The sequence below is a fragment of the Stenotrophomonas maltophilia group sp. Smal17 genome, assembly GCF_030237045.1.
GTDB lineage: Bacteria > Pseudomonadota > Gammaproteobacteria > Xanthomonadales > Xanthomonadaceae > Stenotrophomonas > Stenotrophomonas forensis.
In genome coordinates, this window is record NZ_JASJSU010000001.1 from 24,947 (window position 1) to 39,841 (window position 14,895).

Genomic DNA, 14,895 nt, shown 5'->3' on the forward strand with positions numbered 1-14,895 from the left:
GCGGGCCAGCGGCCGGCACTACCAGTACCGGACATCGGTCATCAGCGCAGGTCGATGAACCCGTTGTCGGCCAACGCCGCCGGTTCGTCCTGCACCGCCGACAGCACGAACGTCAGCGCCTTGCCCAGCAGCGTACCCGGGCCATCCCAGTACTCGGCCGAATCGGCCCGCACATGGATCAGGCGCAGGTTGGGATCCTCCTTGCCGCCAGGGAAGAACAGCTTCATCGCAGGCGACCACAGTTCCTCGATCTTCGCGCGATCATCCACCACGCGAGCGCGACCGGACACCGACACATACGTGTTCTTCGAGGGCGAGGCATAGGCCACGTTCACCCGCGGATCGAGCGCGATCTCGGCCACCTTCGGGCTGTCGGCGGTGATGACGAACCACAGGTCACCACCGAACGCGACCTGCTGGGTGGCCAGCGGCCGGCTGTAGAGGCGGCCATCCACCCCGGTGGTGGTGAACATCGCCACCTCCACGTCCTTGATCAGTTCGGCCAGCTGGGCGATGTGTTCGGCGCGGGTGTCGGCCATGGGGGGGCTCCATTGGGATGAGCCCCCATCAGACGCGGTGTGGCTGCAACAGCCCGTGACGCAAGTGTTCAGCCCGCGTGGCGAGCGTGCCAGGCGTGCATGGCCAGTTCGAACGAACGCAGGCGTGCGCGGTGGTCATACAGGTTGGCGGTGAGCATCAGTTCGTCGGGCTTGTGGCGCTCGACAAACGCTGCGATGCCGTCGGCCACCTGCTGCGGATCACCCAGCACGGTGCAGGCCAATGCCCGCTCCACGCCGAGCTTTTCATGCGGTTCCCAGAAGGATTCGATGTCATCGATCGGTGCCGGGATCTTGCCCGGGCGACCGCGCCGCAGGTTGACGAAACTCTGCTGCTGGCTGGTGAACAGGCGGCGCGACTCGGCTTCGCTGTCGCTGGCAACGACGTTCAGCGCCAGCATCGCGTGCGGCTGCTTCAGCGTGGCCGAGGGGCGGAACTCGCGGCGATAGACCGCCAGCGCTTCGTCCATCACGTCCGGGGCGAAATGCGAGGCGAACGCGTACGGCAGGCCCATCGAAGCGGCCATGCGCGCACCGAACAGGCTCGAACCCAGGATCCAGGTCGGTACGCGCAGGCCGCCGCCGGGAACCGCCTGCACGGCCTGGCCGGGTTGCACCGGCTCGAAGTAGTGCAGCAGCTCGCGCACGTCCTGCGGGAACTGGTCGGCACTGTCGAAGTAGCGGCGCAGGGCGCGTGCGGTGGGCTGGTCGGTGCCGGGCGCCCGACCCAGGCCTAGGTCGATGCGGTCGGGATACAGCGAGGCCAGCGTGCCGAACTGTTCGGCCACCTGCAGCGGCGCGTGATTGGGCAGCATGATGCCGCCGGCACCGACGCGGATGCGCTTGGTGCCACCGGCGACGTGGCCGATCAGCACGGCCGTGGCCGCGCTGGCGATGCCGGGCATGTTGTGGTGTTCGGCCAGCCAGTAGCGGCGGTAGCCCAGCGCATCGGCGTGCTGGGCCAGTTCCAGCATGTTGGCGAAGGCGGCGGTGGTGTCACTGCCCTCGCAGACCGGGGCCAGGTCGAGAATCGACAACGGGATCATCAGCGGTTTTCCGTCACAGGATTTCCCATGCATGGGGTCGGCCAGGCGCGGCGGCCAGTGACGGTGGCGGGATGCTGATTCCTGCGGAATGGGTTCAGAGCCCGCCGGACATGGCCCGGGGCGCCACGCGTGTCGGGTAGTGCCGGCCGCTGGCCGGCAGACAGACAGCCCTTGCAGCCGGCCAGCGGCCGGCTCTACCAATGTGTAGTCAGAACGCGCTGGGGCGCGGCTCGGGCAGTGGCTGGTCGACCATCGGCTTAAGCTCGGCATCCAGCGCCACGCGCTCGTCGAACACGAAACAGCGGCCTTCGTAGCCCTCGCCACCGACGTCCTCGAAATAGCCGAGGATGCCGCCGTCGAGCTGCAGCACGTTGTCCATGCCGTCGTTGACCATCCACAGTGCGGCCTTCTCGCAGCGGATACCGCCGGTGCAGAAGCTGACCACGGTGCTGCCCTTCAACGCCTCGCGGTGCGGCGCCAGCGCCTCGGGCAGGTCGGTGAACTTGTGGATGGGCAGCACCAGCGCATCCTTGAAGGTGCCGTACTCCACTTCCTGCAGGTTGCGGGTGTCGAGCATCACCACCGGCTTGCCGACGTCATCGTGGCCCTGCCGCAGCCAGCGCTGCACCGTGGCCGGATCGACCGCCGGAGCGCGCGGGTACTCCAGCGGCTGGCCGTCATCGCGGCGGAAGCTGATGATCTCGTCCTTCACCTTGGCCTTCAGCCGCGCAAATGGCTGGTGCTCGCTGAGGCTGGTCTTGACCCGCATATCGGCAAAACGCGCATCGGCGTGCAGCGCCGCGTAGAAGCCCTCGACCGACTTCGGCGCACCGGCCAGGAACAGGTTCAGCCCCTCGCCCGCCACCAGGATCGTGCCCCGCAGCCCAGCCGCCTCGGCCCGCGCCAGCAGCTGGTCGCACAGGACCTGGGGAGCGTCGATGACGGCGAAATGGTAGGCGGCGGTATTGGCGATCATCCCGCCATTTTAGCGCCAGACCATCCCAGGAGCAGACTTGCCCGTTCATCCACGCACCGCGTGGATCTACAAAGCTCATGAACCTGTCAGGGGCGGGGCGGTGTGGGCAGGCGGGGGCGCAGAGCGCCATGGATGGCGCTCTACGAGGCACGCAGGAGCAGTTTTTGCCGTCCCCCGCCTGCCCACACCGCCGCGCCATCCCACGGAATCCAGCTTTTGCCGTTGCCGTTGCTTCTGCGGGTGCCGGGTGCAACCCGGCCGGAAGCCCCCTTTACCCCCGCAACAGCATGAACGGCAGCAGCACCAGCGCCGCCGCGCCCGCCATCCCCAGCAGCACCAGCACCACGAACACCGGGCGCCGCCGCAACAGGCTGCCGAAGGTCTCCGCCGTGCCGTCGCGCAGCGCCTGCTCGCGCTCTGCACGCACGCGCTCGCCGCGCGCGGCCTGATACTCGGCCATCAGCGCCTTCGCACGCGGATGATCGGCATCCTCGCGCAGCCACAGACCGCCGTTGGAGATACCCCAGGGGCTGGGTTCGGTGCGATACCAGGCGATGCCATGCTGATCCAGCAGCGTGCAGACATCGGCATATTCGTCGTCGCCGACGTTGCGCAGATTGAGCAGAAGTTTTGCCATGCCCCCATGATACCCGGCACCGATGCGCTACCCTTGCCGCCCTCGCCCTGCGCCCTTCCGGAGACGCCCGATGCGCCGCCTGCTGCTTCCCCTGCTGCTGTCCCTCGCCGCCGCTGGCTGCTCGACCGGGCCCTCCGGCCCGCCGCCGGGCGGCACCCTGACCACCTTCGAGCGCATCGACAGCGTGCCCGGCACCGGTGCCGAGGCTGTCGCCGGCAGCAAGGTCACCGTGCACTACACCGGCTGGATCTACGACAACCGCACCGAGACCAAGCACGGCAAGACCTTCGACAGCTCGGTCAGCCGTGGCGAACCGTTCACTTTCGCACTCGGCGCCGGCCAGGTCATCCGCGGCTGGGATGAAGGCGTGGCCGGCATGAAGGTCGGCGGCAAGCGCACGTTGATGATCCCCCCGGACTACGGCTACGGCGACCGCCGGGTCGGTCCGATTCCGGCCGGCTCGTCGCTGGTGTTCGACGTCGAGCTGCTCGATGTCAAACCGTAATACCGCAGCGCAGTGTCGGGTCGCCGTGATCGGCGGTGGCCCGGCCGGCCTGTTCGCCGCCGAGCGCCTGCGTGCGGCCGGGCTGGACGTCGACCTGTACGAGGCCAAGGGTTCGCCCGGCCGCAAGTTCCTGATTGCCGGCAAGGGCGGGCTCAACCTCACCCATTCCGATCCGCGGCCGCTGTTCGACAGCCGTTACCGCGAGCAGGCGGCTGCCGTCGGCCAGTGGCTGGACGGCTTCGACGCGCAGGCGCTGCGTGACTGGGCCGCCGGTTTCGGTGTGGAGACCTACGTGGGCAGCTCCGGCCGCGTGTTCCCGGTCGACCGCAAGGCCGCGCCACTGCTGCGCGGCTGGGTGCGCCGGCTGAAGGAACAGGGCGTACGCCTGCATGCCAACCATCGCTGGATCGGCTGGAACGACGACGGCGCGCTGCGCTTCGCCACCGAAGCAGGCGAGATCGATGTCCACGCCGATGCCACGGTGCTGGCGATGGGCGGCGGCAGCTGGCCGCAGCTGGGCAGTGACGGCGCCTGGGTCGCGCCTCTGCAGGCGCGTGGCGTGGACATTGCGCCCCTGCAGTCGGCCAATTGCGGTTTCGACGTGGATTGGACGCCGTTCTTCGCCCAGCGCAATGCCGGCGCACCGTTGAAGCCGGTGGTCGCGCACTGGATCGACCTGGCCGGCCAGCCGCAGTCGCTGCAGGGCGAATGCGTGGCCAGCGAGTACGGTATCGAAGGCAGCCTGATCTACGCGCTGGCGGCTGACCTGCGCGAGACCATCAACCGCGATGGCCACGCCATGCTGTGGCTGGATCTGGTGCCGGGCCGCGACGAGGCACGCCTGCTGGCCGACCTGTCGCGCCCGCGCAAGGGCCGCAGCTTCGGCGAGCACCTGCGCCGGCAGGCCGGCCTGGATGCGGTGAAGGCGGCGCTGGTGTTCGAGATCCTCGGCAAGGAGGCCGGCAATGATCTGCCTGCCGTGGCCTCCACGCTCAAGCGGCTGCCGTTGCGCCTGCTGCGGCCACGACCGATGGCCGAAGTGATCAGCACGGCCGGCGGTGTGCGCCTGGATGCGCTCGATGATGGCCTGATGCTGCGGGCGTTGCCCGGCGTGTTCTGTGCCGGCGAGATGCTCGATTGGGAGGCCCCGACCGGCGGCTACCTTCTTACTGCCTGCTACGCCAGCGGCCTGCGTGCGGCGGAAGGCGTGATCGGATGGTTGGCCGGGCGGTGACGCCCGAACTGTAGAGCCGAGCCATGCTCGACTGCATTTGATTCAGGCGATAAAGCAGTCGAGCATGGCTCGACTCTACAATTGCCGGGCGCTCACCATGGCCGGCGCATGCTCACCGAGGCCAGCGCCACGCCGCTGGGATGCGGGTAGGCTTCCTCGCGCTCGGCAATGAAGCCCTGCCGTTGATAGAACGGCACGGCATTGAGCGAGGCCGACAACACCACGTCGCGCTCACGGTCGGCCATCGCCAGCAGGCGCTGCATCAGGGCCTGGCCGATCCCCTTGCCACCCCGGTCCGGATCAACGAACAACGCATCGATTTCATTGGCATCGGTATCGAACACGCCGAAGCCGAGCAGGGCGCCCTGCGCATCCTCGGCCACCACGCAACCGCCCTGCCCCAGCAGCCGCGCGTACTGCGACGGCGGTGGCGAGGCCGACCAGGGCGCGATCACCTCCGGCGGGTAATGGCTGCTGCAGGTCTCGCGCACGCACCGCGTACGCAGCGCCCACAGCGTGGCTACATCGTCGGCCGTGCCTGTTCTGAACTGCATGACATCTCCTTGTAGAGTCGAGCTTGCTCGACTGTTCTTCGTTCCAGACACGCAGTCGAGCATGGCTCGACTCTACAACGGCAGCTACCGCGACTTGCTGGCGCGCAGTGCCTGGATCTTCGGCGGCGGCTGGAACGAGTCGCTGCGCGCATCGGCCCAGAACGCATGGAACACCGCGTGGTCGGGCACCTTGTGCAGCAGCTCGCCCGGTTCCAGGTAGCGGTACAAGGAGGCAAGCGAACGGATCTCGACCGGCGAAACGCGACGCAGGATGTGCTCAGGCCCCAGTTCGGCCGGATCGTTCAGGCCGGCCGCGCACAGCAGTTCCTTCAAGGCATGCAGTGTGTGCTCGTGGTAGCTGTGCACGCGCGTGGCCTTGTCTGGTGCGTCCAGATGCTTCCAGCGCGCCGGGTTCTGGGTGGCAATACCGGTCGGGCACTTGTCGGTGTGGCAGCTCAACGACTGGATGCAACCCAGCGCGAACATGAAGCCACGCCCGGCATTGCACCAGTCGGCGCCCAGTGCGATGGTGCGCGCGATGTCGAATGCACTGGTGATCTTGCCGGCCGCGCCGATGCGGATGCGCTCACGCAGATCCAGGCCAACCAGCGTGTTGTGCACCAGCAGCAGCGCTTCGTGCATCGGCACGCCGACGTGGTCGACGAACTCGGCCGGTGCCGCACCGGTGCCGCCCTCGGCACCGTCGACCACGATGAAGTCGGGAAGCAGACCGGTTTCCTGCATCGCCTTGGCGATACCAAACCATTCCCAGGGGTGGCCGATGGCCAGCTTGAAACCCACCGGCTTGCCACCGGACAACCCGCGCAGGCGCGCGACGAACTGCAGCAGTTCGACAGGCGTCGAGAACGCCGAGTGACGCGACGGCGATACACAGTCCACGCCCATCGGCACGCCTCGCGTCACCGAGATCTCAGCAGTCACCTTCGGTGCCGGCAGCACGCCACCGTGGCCCGGCTTGGCGCCCTGTGACAGCTTGATCTCGATCATCCTGACCTGGTCGTGGGTGGCGTTGGCGACGAAGCGCTCTTCGCTGAAGGCACCCTTCTCATCACGGCAACCGAAATAGCCCGAGCCGATTTCCCAGACCAGATCGCCGCCCATCTCGCGGTGGTAGGGCGAGATCGAGCCTTCGCCGGTGTCGTGGTAGAAGCCACCGCGGCGCGCGCCTTCGTTCAGCGCACGGATTGCATTGGCCGACAGCGAGCCGAAGCTCATCGCCGAAATGTTGAACACGCTGGCCGAATAGGGCTTGGCGCAGTTGGCGCCGATCAGCACGCGAAAATCATGCTTGGCAATGGACGTGGGCGCCAGCGAATGGTTGATCCACTCGTAGTCCACCGCATAGGTGCTGCGCAGGGTACCGAACGGCACCGTGTCCATCTCGTTCTTGGCGCGCTGGTAGATCAATGCACGCTGCTGCCGCGAGAACGGCACGTCTTCCAGGTCGCTCTGCACGAAGTACTGGCGGATCTCCGGGCCGATCGATTCCAGGCCGTAGCGGAAATGCGCCATCACCGGATAGTTGCGGCGCAGCGTGCTGCGCTTCTGCAGCAGATCCCAGGTCCCCAGCGCCACCATCGCGGCGGTCAGGCCGACGCCCCAGTACCAGGCCGGCCAGATCGTGGCCAGCCACAGGCATATAGGGAACATCAGGATGGCGAGCAGGTAGACGATATACCGGTGCATGGCTTTCCTCGGTTGCAACTGCCCCCGAGTCTACCGCGCTGCCCGTCTGCCGGGTTTGCAGGCGATCGCCTTTAGACGGGCCTGGGCCATCGCCGGCACCCCTGCTTCATGAGCGGCTTCCACTGTTGAACCGGAGGTGATACGACTGAAATCGGACAGGCGTCGCCCAGACTGGCTCAGGAACCCAGCGCGACCGCCGCCGGCTCGAGCTCGCCGTCTGCGCCGGTCCAGGCATGCAGCAGGCGTTCGAAGCCACCGCTGCCAAGCAGGAAGCCCGGCCAAGCCGCCTCGACGATCTGTGCCAGCAGGTCTGCCTCGATCCTGCGGGTACCCATCGACCATCGCGGAAACGCCCGCTGCAGCACCGGCGCGCGGCACAACATCTTCACCTGTCCATGGCTGCGGGCATTGACGATGCGCTGGAACACCGAATCGATGCCATCTTCGGGGCCTTCCAGGTACTGCAGGAAACGCGTGCCATCGAACATCAGGACACCGGTGACACCCGCTACGCGATTGAATGCCGTGGCATCGGCCAACAGGCGATCAAGATCGGTTGTCTGCAGATCGGCACGGGCCTCACTGGCATAGGCAATCGCGTGTAGCGACATCAGATGGCTCCCCCCCTGGGAACGATGGCTGGAACTATGACATGAATAGGAACGACAGTTAAGCACGCCACCCACCCTGCACAATCGGGTCGCAGCCCTGCGGGTGGGCTACAATCGGCGCCGCGTTGCAGGCCCGGATGGCGAAACTGGTAGACGCATCGGACTTAAAATCCGCCGGGGGCAACCCCATGCCGGTTCGATTCCGGCTCCGGGCACCAACATCGCAGCGCAGGATGGCGTCCGCCCTTCGGGGCATTGCACAAGGAACCCGCACATGAAGCTTTCTGCCCTGATGCTTGCCCTGCTCTGCACCGCCAGTCTTCCGGCGTTGGCTCAGTCGCACTCCGATACCCGTCGCAATCGCGATGGCAGCATGGACATCCGCCACAGCGATGGTTCGTCCACCCGCATCACCCGTGACCTGTCCAAACGCGTGATCGCCGAGCACAGCAACGGCAGCCGCTCGGTCACCACGACCGATCTCAGCGGACGCAAGCGCACCACCTACAGCGATGGCAGCTACTCCGACACCACCACCGATCTGAGTGGCAGGATCATCACCCAGTACAGCAACGGTGCCCGCTCGACCAGCACACGCGACCTGAGTGGCAGGTGGCGCACCGAGTACAGCGATGGTTCGTACTCGACCAGCGTGCAGGACCTGAGCGGCAACTGGCGTACCACCGCCAGCGGCGGCATGGCGGCCAGGCATCCGGAGCGCGGCTTCGGCAAGAAGCGCTGAGTTTTCAGATCGCACGCGAGTAGCGCGGCTGCTCATGCGCCGCGCGCAGGTACGGATCGAAGCACATCGCCAGCAGCCGCAGCAGCGGCCGTCCCGGCTCGCTGGCACGCACCACGCCCTCGCGGTACTCCGCCAGGCCGTCCTCCTGCAGCCGCTGCACCGACCGCAGGTCTTCGGCGAAGTACCGCTCGAAATCCACGCCGTGGCGCTGGCCCAGCACAGCGCCATCCACCTCGCCCTGGCACATCAGCTGCTGGATCAGTTCCGCGCGCAGCTGGTCGTCGGCGCTCAATGCCACGCCGCGCCAGACCGGCAGCTGGCCCTGGTCCACCGCGTCCTCCCACGACGGCAGGTCACGCGGATTCTGGCTGTAGGTGGCACCAATGTGGCTGATCGCACTCACGCCCAGGCCGAGCAGATCGGTATCGGCGTGGGTGGTGTACCCCATGAAATTGCGATGCAGCTGGCCTGCGCGCTGCGCGCGTGACAGATCCTCTTCCGGCAACGCGAAGTGATCCATGCCGATGTACTGGTAGCCAGCCGCGGAGAGCTTCTCGACCGCCAGGCCCAGCAGCGCCAGCTTGTCTTCCGGCGAGGGCAAGCGGCGTTCGTCGATCTGCTTCTGTGCGCGGAACAGGTGCGGCAGATGTGCGTAGCCATACACCGCCAGGCGATCCGGGCGCAGGGCCAGCACCCGCTCAAGGGTACGGCCGAACCCCTCCAGGCTCTGCCCGGGAAGGCCATAGATCAGGTCAACGTTGACCGAGCGCATGCCGCTGTCGCGGCAGGCCTGCAGGATATCCAGCGTCTGCTGCACGCCCTGTATGCGGTTGATCGACTCCTGTACGTGCGGATCAAAGTCCTGCACACCCAGGCTGGCGCGGTTGAAACCCAGCCGCGCCAGCATGGCGACGTCGTGGGAATCGATGAAGCGCGGGTCCAGTTCGATCGAGAAATCACGCTGTGGCGAATCGCTGAAATCGAAGCGGCGGCGCAGGCCTTCCACCAGGGTGGTCATCGCCTCGGCATCGAGGAAGTTCGGCGTGCCCCCGCCCAGGTGCAGCTGGATGACCTCGCGGCCATCCTCGAACTGCGGCGCCAGCAGGTCGGCCTCGGCCAGCACGCGCGAGACGTAGCTGTGGCCACGGCCGCGATCGCGGGTGATCACCCGGTTGCAGCCGCAGTAGAAGCACGGGCTGGAGCAGAACGGCACGTGCACATACAGCGACAGCGCGCGGGCCAGCTGGTTGCTGTCGGCGATCGCCTGACGCAGTGCCGGCGCGTCGAAGCCGTCGTGGAAATGCGGCGCGGTCGGGTACGAGGTGTAGCGCGGCCCGGGCCGATCGTGGCGGCGCAACAGGTCGGGGTCGAAGGTCCAGGCCAGGCCGCCGGCAGCGGGAGAGAACGTGTCCATGGCGCCAGCATCGCGCCGGGCGGCCGTGACCGCCTTGACCCAGATCAATCCTTGGCAGGGATGCCCAGCACCGGCAGGCCGACCTGCGGCCAGCGCAGCATCTGGTAGCGCTTCCAGAAGGTGTCACCGATGCGTGCGGCCACGTCGTTGGCCAGCGCCTGCATCGGCGGGTTGTTGCATTCGGCGGTGGTGATGCGGAACAGCACCAGCCAGCGGTCGAACAGATCCTTGTCCAGCTCGATGGCCATGTGCTTGGACATCGGCGAGCCCTTGAAGCGGCGGGTAGCGCGCAGCATCGCCGACCAGAAGTCGACCAGCTGCGCCAGGTGCTCCGGCCAGTCGTGAACATGCGCTTCGAACACCGGCCCCAACCGCTCTTCTTCGCGCACGCGCGCATAGAAGTCGTGGACCAGGCGGGTCACGTCCTGCTCGGTACACAACTCGGGCGAGGCAACGGGGAGGACAGGCGGAGGCGTAGCGTTCATCGGGTACCCAAAGCGTGCCGGCAGTGTGCCGCAGCCGGCCGGCACCGCCGTTGATCCAGATCAATGTCGGCGCAGTTCGCTGCCCCTAGGCTGGCACGCTTGCAGGAAGCATGCCCTGCGGATGCTGCGCCGGACCAGGCGGAGTATACGCGCCGCCCACTTATCGATCCGGGACAGCATGAACAGACCCTCCCTCAGCCGCCGCCAGCAGCTGATCCAGCATTGGGGCGCCATCCTCTGGCCCAGCTTCATCGCCGCTGGCGTGGCCAGCATGGTGTTCTTCGCCTTCGTCGATCCGTTGCGCCTGCAGGCCATCAGCTTCCCGGGAACCACCATCAGCCGCGAGCTGGGCTATACCGCAGGCTTTTTCATGTTCTGGACGGTGACGGCGCTGTCCAGCGCGGTTACCTGGTACCTGCAACGGCCGATGCCGAGCGACGACGACGACGAGCTGCCACTGGGATGAGTACGCCCTGCCCCACGACGCCGCGCCCGCGGCACTGGCGCGGCATCCTCAGCGCAGGCCTGCTGGCACTGTTCTATGCGCTGCCCTGGTTGCGCTGGGACGGTCATCAGGCCGTGCTGCTGGACATCAATGCCCGGCGCTTCGACCTGTTCGGCTGGACGCTGTGGCCGGGTGATGTGGGAGTGCTGATTGGCCTCTTGGCAGTGCTGGCGGTGAGCCTTGCACTGCTCACTCATCTGGCCGGACGCATCTGGTGCGGCCATGCCTGTCCGCAGACATTGTGGCGACGTGCCTTCGACTGGATCGGCCGCACCGTATCCCGGGCACTGCCAGCGGCACTGGCGCGGCCGGCCACGCAGCTTGCATGGGGCCTGCTGTCGCTGTGGACCGGAATCACCTTTGTCGGCCTGTTCAGCCCGATCGCCGGGCTGGTGGCCGCCGCGCCGCACGCCGCCTGGAGTGGCTGGGAAACGTTCTGGGTACTGTTCTACGCCGCTGCCACCTGGGGCAATGCCGGCTTCCTGCGCGAGCAGGTCTGCCGTTCGCTGTGCCCGTTCGCACGCCTGCAGCCACTGCTGACCGATCCCCATACACCGCGCGTCCTGTATGACGCGCGCCGCGGCGAGCCGCGCGGACCGCGCCCATCCGGCCTGGGTGGTGTGCTCGGTCGCGGCCGTGGCCTGCTCGACCCGACCACCGCGCAGGACTACGTGTTCCGTGCCGCGCATCCGCTGCTGGCAGGACCGATGCCAACGTTCAGCGCAGACCGCCTGGGTGACTGCACCGACTGCGCCGCGTGTGTCAGCGCCTGCCCGATGCAGCTGGACATCCGCCAGGGGCCGCAAGCCGATTGCCTGGCCTGCGGCGCCTGCCTGGAAGCCTGCGCACAGCACCAGCACCGGGCCGGTTTCGGCCGGGGGCTGCTGCGCTACTGCAGTCCGCAGGTGATGACCGGCCAGCCGCGGCGCTGGTGGCGACCGCGAACCCTGGCCCTGCTGTCTCTGCTGCTGGCGCTGCTTGCCTGCGGCGGCTGGCGCCTGCTCTGAATCAGCGCGGCCCGTCGGCGTGCGGCGGGACCAGCTGTGCACGGCGGACAATGCCCAGCTGCTCGATGATCAGCGCCATTTCGTTGGTGACTTCGGTGCGTTCGGTCCCCTGCGGGACCAGGCGATCCAGCACCTGCTGGTAGGTATCCCAGAACGCCGGACCGCATCCGTGTTTGTGATAGCTGGCTTCCAGTTCGCGGCGTACCCGTTCAGCCAAGCCATGCATGCCGTATTCCATACGACCTCCGTTGGACTTGTTCTGCATTGTTGACGGTCTACCGACTCACTTGCGTGCTACTGAAAGACTCCCGGGCTTCACGTCCGGTTGATGCCAATTAGTCATAGATTTCACGACAGGTCAATTACATGCACCGACTTTCGTGATCGAAATTATTAATCGTTCACAAAACTACATACGCTGCCCCGGTGGTGCCGGATGGGTTGAACCCGACGTGCCCTCCGGCCGGCAGACGCCGAACTCCTATTGACGACACTGATTGAGTTCTTTCGATCCATTGAATTTGCCCATTTTGCTAAGTCTACTTAGCAAATGGTGCTTAGCGTGCTAGATGCGACAAAAGACGGCGCAGATCAGATGGATTCGCTGCCTGGCGCGTCGGTTGCAGGGAACAGATGCGGGTAGCGCTGACGCAGGATGTACTGCCGCAGGGCAGGAATCGGAAGGTCCTTAGGCCATTGCGACACTGCGGATCGGCTTATGCCAAAGAAGCGGGCCAGTTCGGCATCGGTCCTCAGTCCCAGCCGGGAACGCACCTGCCGTTTGCTCCAGAATTCGGTCACGGTCGGTTCTTCTGTTAACCAGACTTATTCTCGCGGCAAGGATTCTTGGCATTCCACGCGTTAAGCTGGCTTGCATAGATGAATACTCTCGGCCAACGACTCGCCGCCGCCATGAAGAAAGCCGGGCACCCTCGCCCGGCCGATCTGGCCCGCGCCGCCAAATCCACAACGGCAACCATCAGCAACTGGCTCAATGACCATGTGAGCGCCTCTCATGTGAAGGCCGCACAGCTGTTCCGCATCGCCGATGCGGCCAAGCTGGACGCGCGCGAACTGCTGTACGGGGTGACCGGGCGCGGCGTAGGCGAACCCGGCAATGCCTACATCCCCAGCCAGGCCCATCTGGATGTCTGGCAGGACGCCTACGAGCTGGTCAGCCACCTGGTGGCCGAGAACGGGCTGGAGATCGACCACCGCCGCCATGCCGCGCTGGACCTGCTCGCGTTCGAGCTGCTGATGGATGGCTTCAGCCGCAGCAAGGTCGCCCGCGTACTGACGACCTCGATGACGTAAACGCACTGCCGCTGGTAGCATGGCCCGCGATGGGGATGGAGCTCCCCGATAACCGCCTGGAAGGGCTGATGGCTCCTGCCAAGACGAACCCGGTGTTCGTCGACGGCAGGCCGTGCCTGCCCTCGGCGTTCGCCATCGGACCTGCGAACCCGCACTCGAGGCACGCGATGCAAGCATTGAACAATTACTTCCTGGTCTTCATCGGAGGCGGCCTCGGTGCCTGCCTGCGCCATGCCTGCAACCTGATCGGCGCACGCGTCGCGGTCGGCAGCCCGTGGCCCTGGTCGACCTTCCTGATCAACATCAGCGGCGCGCTGCTGATGGGCGTGGTGGTCGAGGCCTTCGCCCTGCGCAATGGCGCCTCGCCGCAGCTGCGGCTGCTGCTGGCCACCGGCATTCTCGGCGGCTACACCACGTTCTCGACCTATGCGCTGGAGATCGGCCTGCTGCTGCAGCGCGGCCAGCATGGGCTGGCAGCATTGTATGCCGGGGGTTCGGTGGCACTGGGCCTGGCCGGCCTGTTCGGCGGCATGAAGCTGGCCCGGCTGGTGCTGGGCTGACGATCAGGCCGCGCTGGCGCGCGCCTGCACACGCCATTCCCGTGGCGACTGCCCGGTGTGTGCCTTGAACGCGCGCGACAGGGCGGCCTCGCTGCCGTAACCGACGTCATCGGCAATCCGCTTCAAGGGACGGCCCTGGCGCAGTGCCTGCTGGGCCAACCCCACCCGCCAGCCCTGCAGGTAGTGGCCCGGCGTCGTACCCATCGCCTCGCGGAAACTGGCCGCAAACACGCTGCGCGACATGCCCGCCACATCGGCCAGGTCTTCCAGCGTCCACGCCTGTGCGGGCGCTGCGTGCATCGCCACCAGCGCCAAGCGCAGGCGTGGATGACCGAGCCCGGCGAACAGGCCACCGCGCATCTCGCCGCCTTCCATCAGCTGGCGCAGTACCTGGATCATCACTACCTCGAACAGGCGGTTGACCATTGCCGCCCGCCCGCAGCGCTGCTCGAAGGCCTCTTCGAACAGCAGCTCCAGCGCGGCATGGCCGCCGTACAGGTCGGCCAGCGGCAGGCAGATGAAATCGGGCAGCGCAGCGCTGATTGGATTGAGCCGGCCGCCTTCGAAATGCAGGTTGGCGCAGGCCATGTCGGCGCCAAGCTGCGGGTCGGTAATGAACCGGTGGGGCATCGGCCGGGGGTACAGCAACAGGCTGGGGGCCTCGACCTGCACCGTCTGCTGGCCATGGCTGACCTGCAGCGGTCCCCGCCGCACCAGGTGCAGCTGGCCGGCCTCATCCTCGCCTTCCAGGGTATTGATGCCGCACAACGCGCCGGCATGGAACACCGAGGCGGTGACCGCGAAGCGTTCGAGCAGGATGGCGAGACGATCAACCATGACGGGACTCCAGATCAAGCGGCACTGCTTCAATACGACGGATCGTATCGGATTCACCACGTCATTGGGCGAACCGGCCGGCGGCCCTACCTGGAAGTGCCGCGAAGGCTGCATGGCCGTGACGACCGCGCGACCGACCGGCACTTCCCTGCGGCAATGCAGCGCGCGCAACATTCCCGGGGCATCTATGCTCGGCGCCATTCC

At 66.7% G+C, this 14,895-nt stretch carries 19 protein-coding genes, 1 tRNA gene and 1 riboswitch; of the genes, 8 read left to right on the forward strand and 12 right to left on the reverse strand.

What is annotated here, in order from left to right:
* Positions 1 to 41: 41 nt before the first annotated feature.
* The 4 genes from QRO93_RS00150 to QRO93_RS00165 all read right to left on the reverse strand — a co-directional run bounded on the left by QRO93_RS00150 (position 42) and on the right by QRO93_RS00165 (position 3,216).
* On the reverse strand, positions 42 to 539 hold the full coding sequence (locus QRO93_RS00150) for a pyridoxamine 5'-phosphate oxidase family protein (RefSeq protein ID WP_053449335.1): 498 nt from the start codon (positions 537 to 539) through the stop codon (positions 42 to 44).
* Between the two features lie 68 nt (positions 540 to 607).
* Entirely contained in the window at positions 608 to 1,603 is a 996-nt protein-coding gene (locus QRO93_RS00155; RefSeq protein WP_180878734.1) for an LLM class flavin-dependent oxidoreductase, read from the reverse strand.
* A gap of 208 nt (positions 1,604 to 1,811) precedes the next feature.
* Entirely contained in the window at positions 1,812 to 2,579 is a 768-nt protein-coding gene (locus QRO93_RS00160; protein ID WP_053449333.1) for a sulfurtransferase, read from the reverse strand.
* A gap of 271 nt (positions 2,580 to 2,850) precedes the next feature.
* Positions 2,851 to 3,216: a DUF6164 family protein gene (locus QRO93_RS00165; protein ID WP_049456388.1), complete on the reverse strand. Its 366-nt coding sequence runs from the start codon at positions 3,214 to 3,216 to the stop codon at positions 2,851 to 2,853.
* A gap of 70 nt (positions 3,217 to 3,286) precedes the next feature.
* Here QRO93_RS00165 and QRO93_RS00170 point away from each other — a divergent pair, with 70 nt between their 5' ends.
* A complete protein-coding gene (locus QRO93_RS00170) occupies positions 3,287 to 3,721 on the forward strand; it encodes an FKBP-type peptidyl-prolyl cis-trans isomerase (protein WP_053449332.1) in 435 nt (144 codons plus the stop codon).
* Complete coding sequence (locus tag QRO93_RS00175; protein WP_164085878.1) at positions 3,708 to 4,955, forward strand: TIGR03862 family flavoprotein; 1,248 nt, start codon at positions 3,708 to 3,710, stop codon at positions 4,953 to 4,955. Before QRO93_RS00170 ends, QRO93_RS00175 begins: the two co-directional genes overlap by 14 nt.
* 92 nt (positions 4,956 to 5,047) lie before the next feature.
* On the opposite strand, the gene QRO93_RS00180 is transcribed toward QRO93_RS00175, so the two are convergent.
* From QRO93_RS00180 to QRO93_RS00190, 3 genes are all read right to left on the reverse strand, one after another.
* On the reverse strand, positions 5,048 to 5,509 hold the full coding sequence (locus tag QRO93_RS00180) for a GNAT family N-acetyltransferase (protein ID WP_053449330.1): 462 nt from the start codon (positions 5,507 to 5,509) through the stop codon (positions 5,048 to 5,050).
* An 84-nt stretch (positions 5,510 to 5,593) separates the two neighbouring features.
* A complete protein-coding gene (locus tag QRO93_RS00185; protein WP_164085877.1) occupies positions 5,594 to 7,216 on the reverse strand; it encodes an FMN-binding glutamate synthase family protein in 1,623 nt (540 codons plus the stop codon).
* A 176-nt stretch (positions 7,217 to 7,392) separates the two neighbouring features.
* Positions 7,393 to 7,827, reverse strand: coding sequence for a BLUF domain-containing protein (locus QRO93_RS00190; protein ID WP_180878735.1), 435 nt, complete (start codon positions 7,825 to 7,827; stop codon positions 7,393 to 7,395).
* 131 nt (positions 7,828 to 7,958) lie between these two features.
* Here QRO93_RS00190 and QRO93_RS00195 point away from each other — a divergent pair.
* A tRNA-Leu gene (locus QRO93_RS00195) sits at positions 7,959 to 8,045 on the forward strand.
* Between the two features lie 56 nt (positions 8,046 to 8,101).
* Positions 8,102 to 8,569: a hypothetical protein gene (locus tag QRO93_RS00200; protein ID WP_008267471.1), complete on the forward strand. Its 468-nt coding sequence runs from the start codon at positions 8,102 to 8,104 to the stop codon at positions 8,567 to 8,569.
* A gap of 4 nt (positions 8,570 to 8,573) precedes the next feature.
* Here QRO93_RS00200 and hemN read toward each other — a convergent pair whose 3' ends face one another.
* Together hemN and QRO93_RS00210 are read right to left on the reverse strand one after the other, a co-directional pair.
* Positions 8,574 to 9,983, reverse strand: a complete 1,410-nt coding sequence (hemN, locus tag QRO93_RS00205; RefSeq protein WP_180878736.1) for an oxygen-independent coproporphyrinogen III oxidase — start codon at positions 9,981 to 9,983, stop codon at positions 8,574 to 8,576.
* Between the two features lie 44 nt (positions 9,984 to 10,027).
* Complete coding sequence (locus QRO93_RS00210) at positions 10,028 to 10,468, reverse strand: group III truncated hemoglobin (protein ID WP_053451278.1); 441 nt, start codon at positions 10,466 to 10,468, stop codon at positions 10,028 to 10,030.
* Between the two features lie 178 nt (positions 10,469 to 10,646).
* Between QRO93_RS00210 and QRO93_RS00215 the strand changes: the two genes are divergently transcribed.
* Positions 10,647 to 10,934, forward strand: a complete 288-nt coding sequence (locus QRO93_RS00215) for a hypothetical protein (RefSeq protein WP_053449326.1) — start codon at positions 10,647 to 10,649, stop codon at positions 10,932 to 10,934.
* Positions 10,931 to 11,980, forward strand: a complete 1,050-nt coding sequence (locus QRO93_RS00220) for a 4Fe-4S dicluster domain-containing protein (RefSeq protein ID WP_164085873.1) — start codon at positions 10,931 to 10,933, stop codon at positions 11,978 to 11,980. The genes QRO93_RS00215 and QRO93_RS00220 overlap by 4 nt, the downstream gene beginning before the upstream one ends.
* A gap of 1 nt (position 11,981) precedes the next feature.
* Here the strand turns inward: QRO93_RS00220 and QRO93_RS00225 are convergent, their stop codons facing one another.
* Positions 11,982 to 12,218, reverse strand: a complete 237-nt coding sequence (locus QRO93_RS00225) for a hypothetical protein (RefSeq protein ID WP_008267971.1) — start codon at positions 12,216 to 12,218, stop codon at positions 11,982 to 11,984.
* A gap of 353 nt (positions 12,219 to 12,571) precedes the next feature.
* Entirely contained in the window at positions 12,572 to 12,781 is a 210-nt protein-coding gene (locus QRO93_RS00230; RefSeq protein WP_180878737.1) for a hypothetical protein, read from the reverse strand.
* Between the two features lie 111 nt (positions 12,782 to 12,892).
* Here QRO93_RS00230 and QRO93_RS00235 point away from each other — a divergent pair, with 111 nt between their 5' ends.
* The gene (locus tag QRO93_RS00235) at positions 12,893 to 13,294 is read left to right on the forward strand and encodes an XRE family transcriptional regulator (RefSeq protein WP_040008084.1); all 402 of its coding nucleotides are present in this window, start codon (positions 12,893 to 12,895) and stop codon (positions 13,292 to 13,294) included.
* Between the two features lie 22 nt (positions 13,295 to 13,316).
* Positions 13,317 to 13,379: riboswitch (Fluoride riboswitch) on the forward strand.
* An 82-nt stretch (positions 13,380 to 13,461) separates the two neighbouring features.
* Positions 13,462 to 13,854: a fluoride efflux transporter CrcB gene (crcB, locus tag QRO93_RS00240; RefSeq protein ID WP_006430497.1), complete on the forward strand. Its 393-nt coding sequence runs from the start codon at positions 13,462 to 13,464 to the stop codon at positions 13,852 to 13,854.
* Positions 13,855 to 13,857: 3 nt separating this feature from the next.
* Here crcB and QRO93_RS00245 read toward each other — a convergent pair whose 3' ends face one another.
* Complete coding sequence (locus tag QRO93_RS00245; protein ID WP_053449324.1) at positions 13,858 to 14,691, reverse strand: AraC family transcriptional regulator; 834 nt, start codon at positions 14,689 to 14,691, stop codon at positions 13,858 to 13,860.
* Positions 14,692 to 14,895 lie beyond the last annotated feature (204 nt).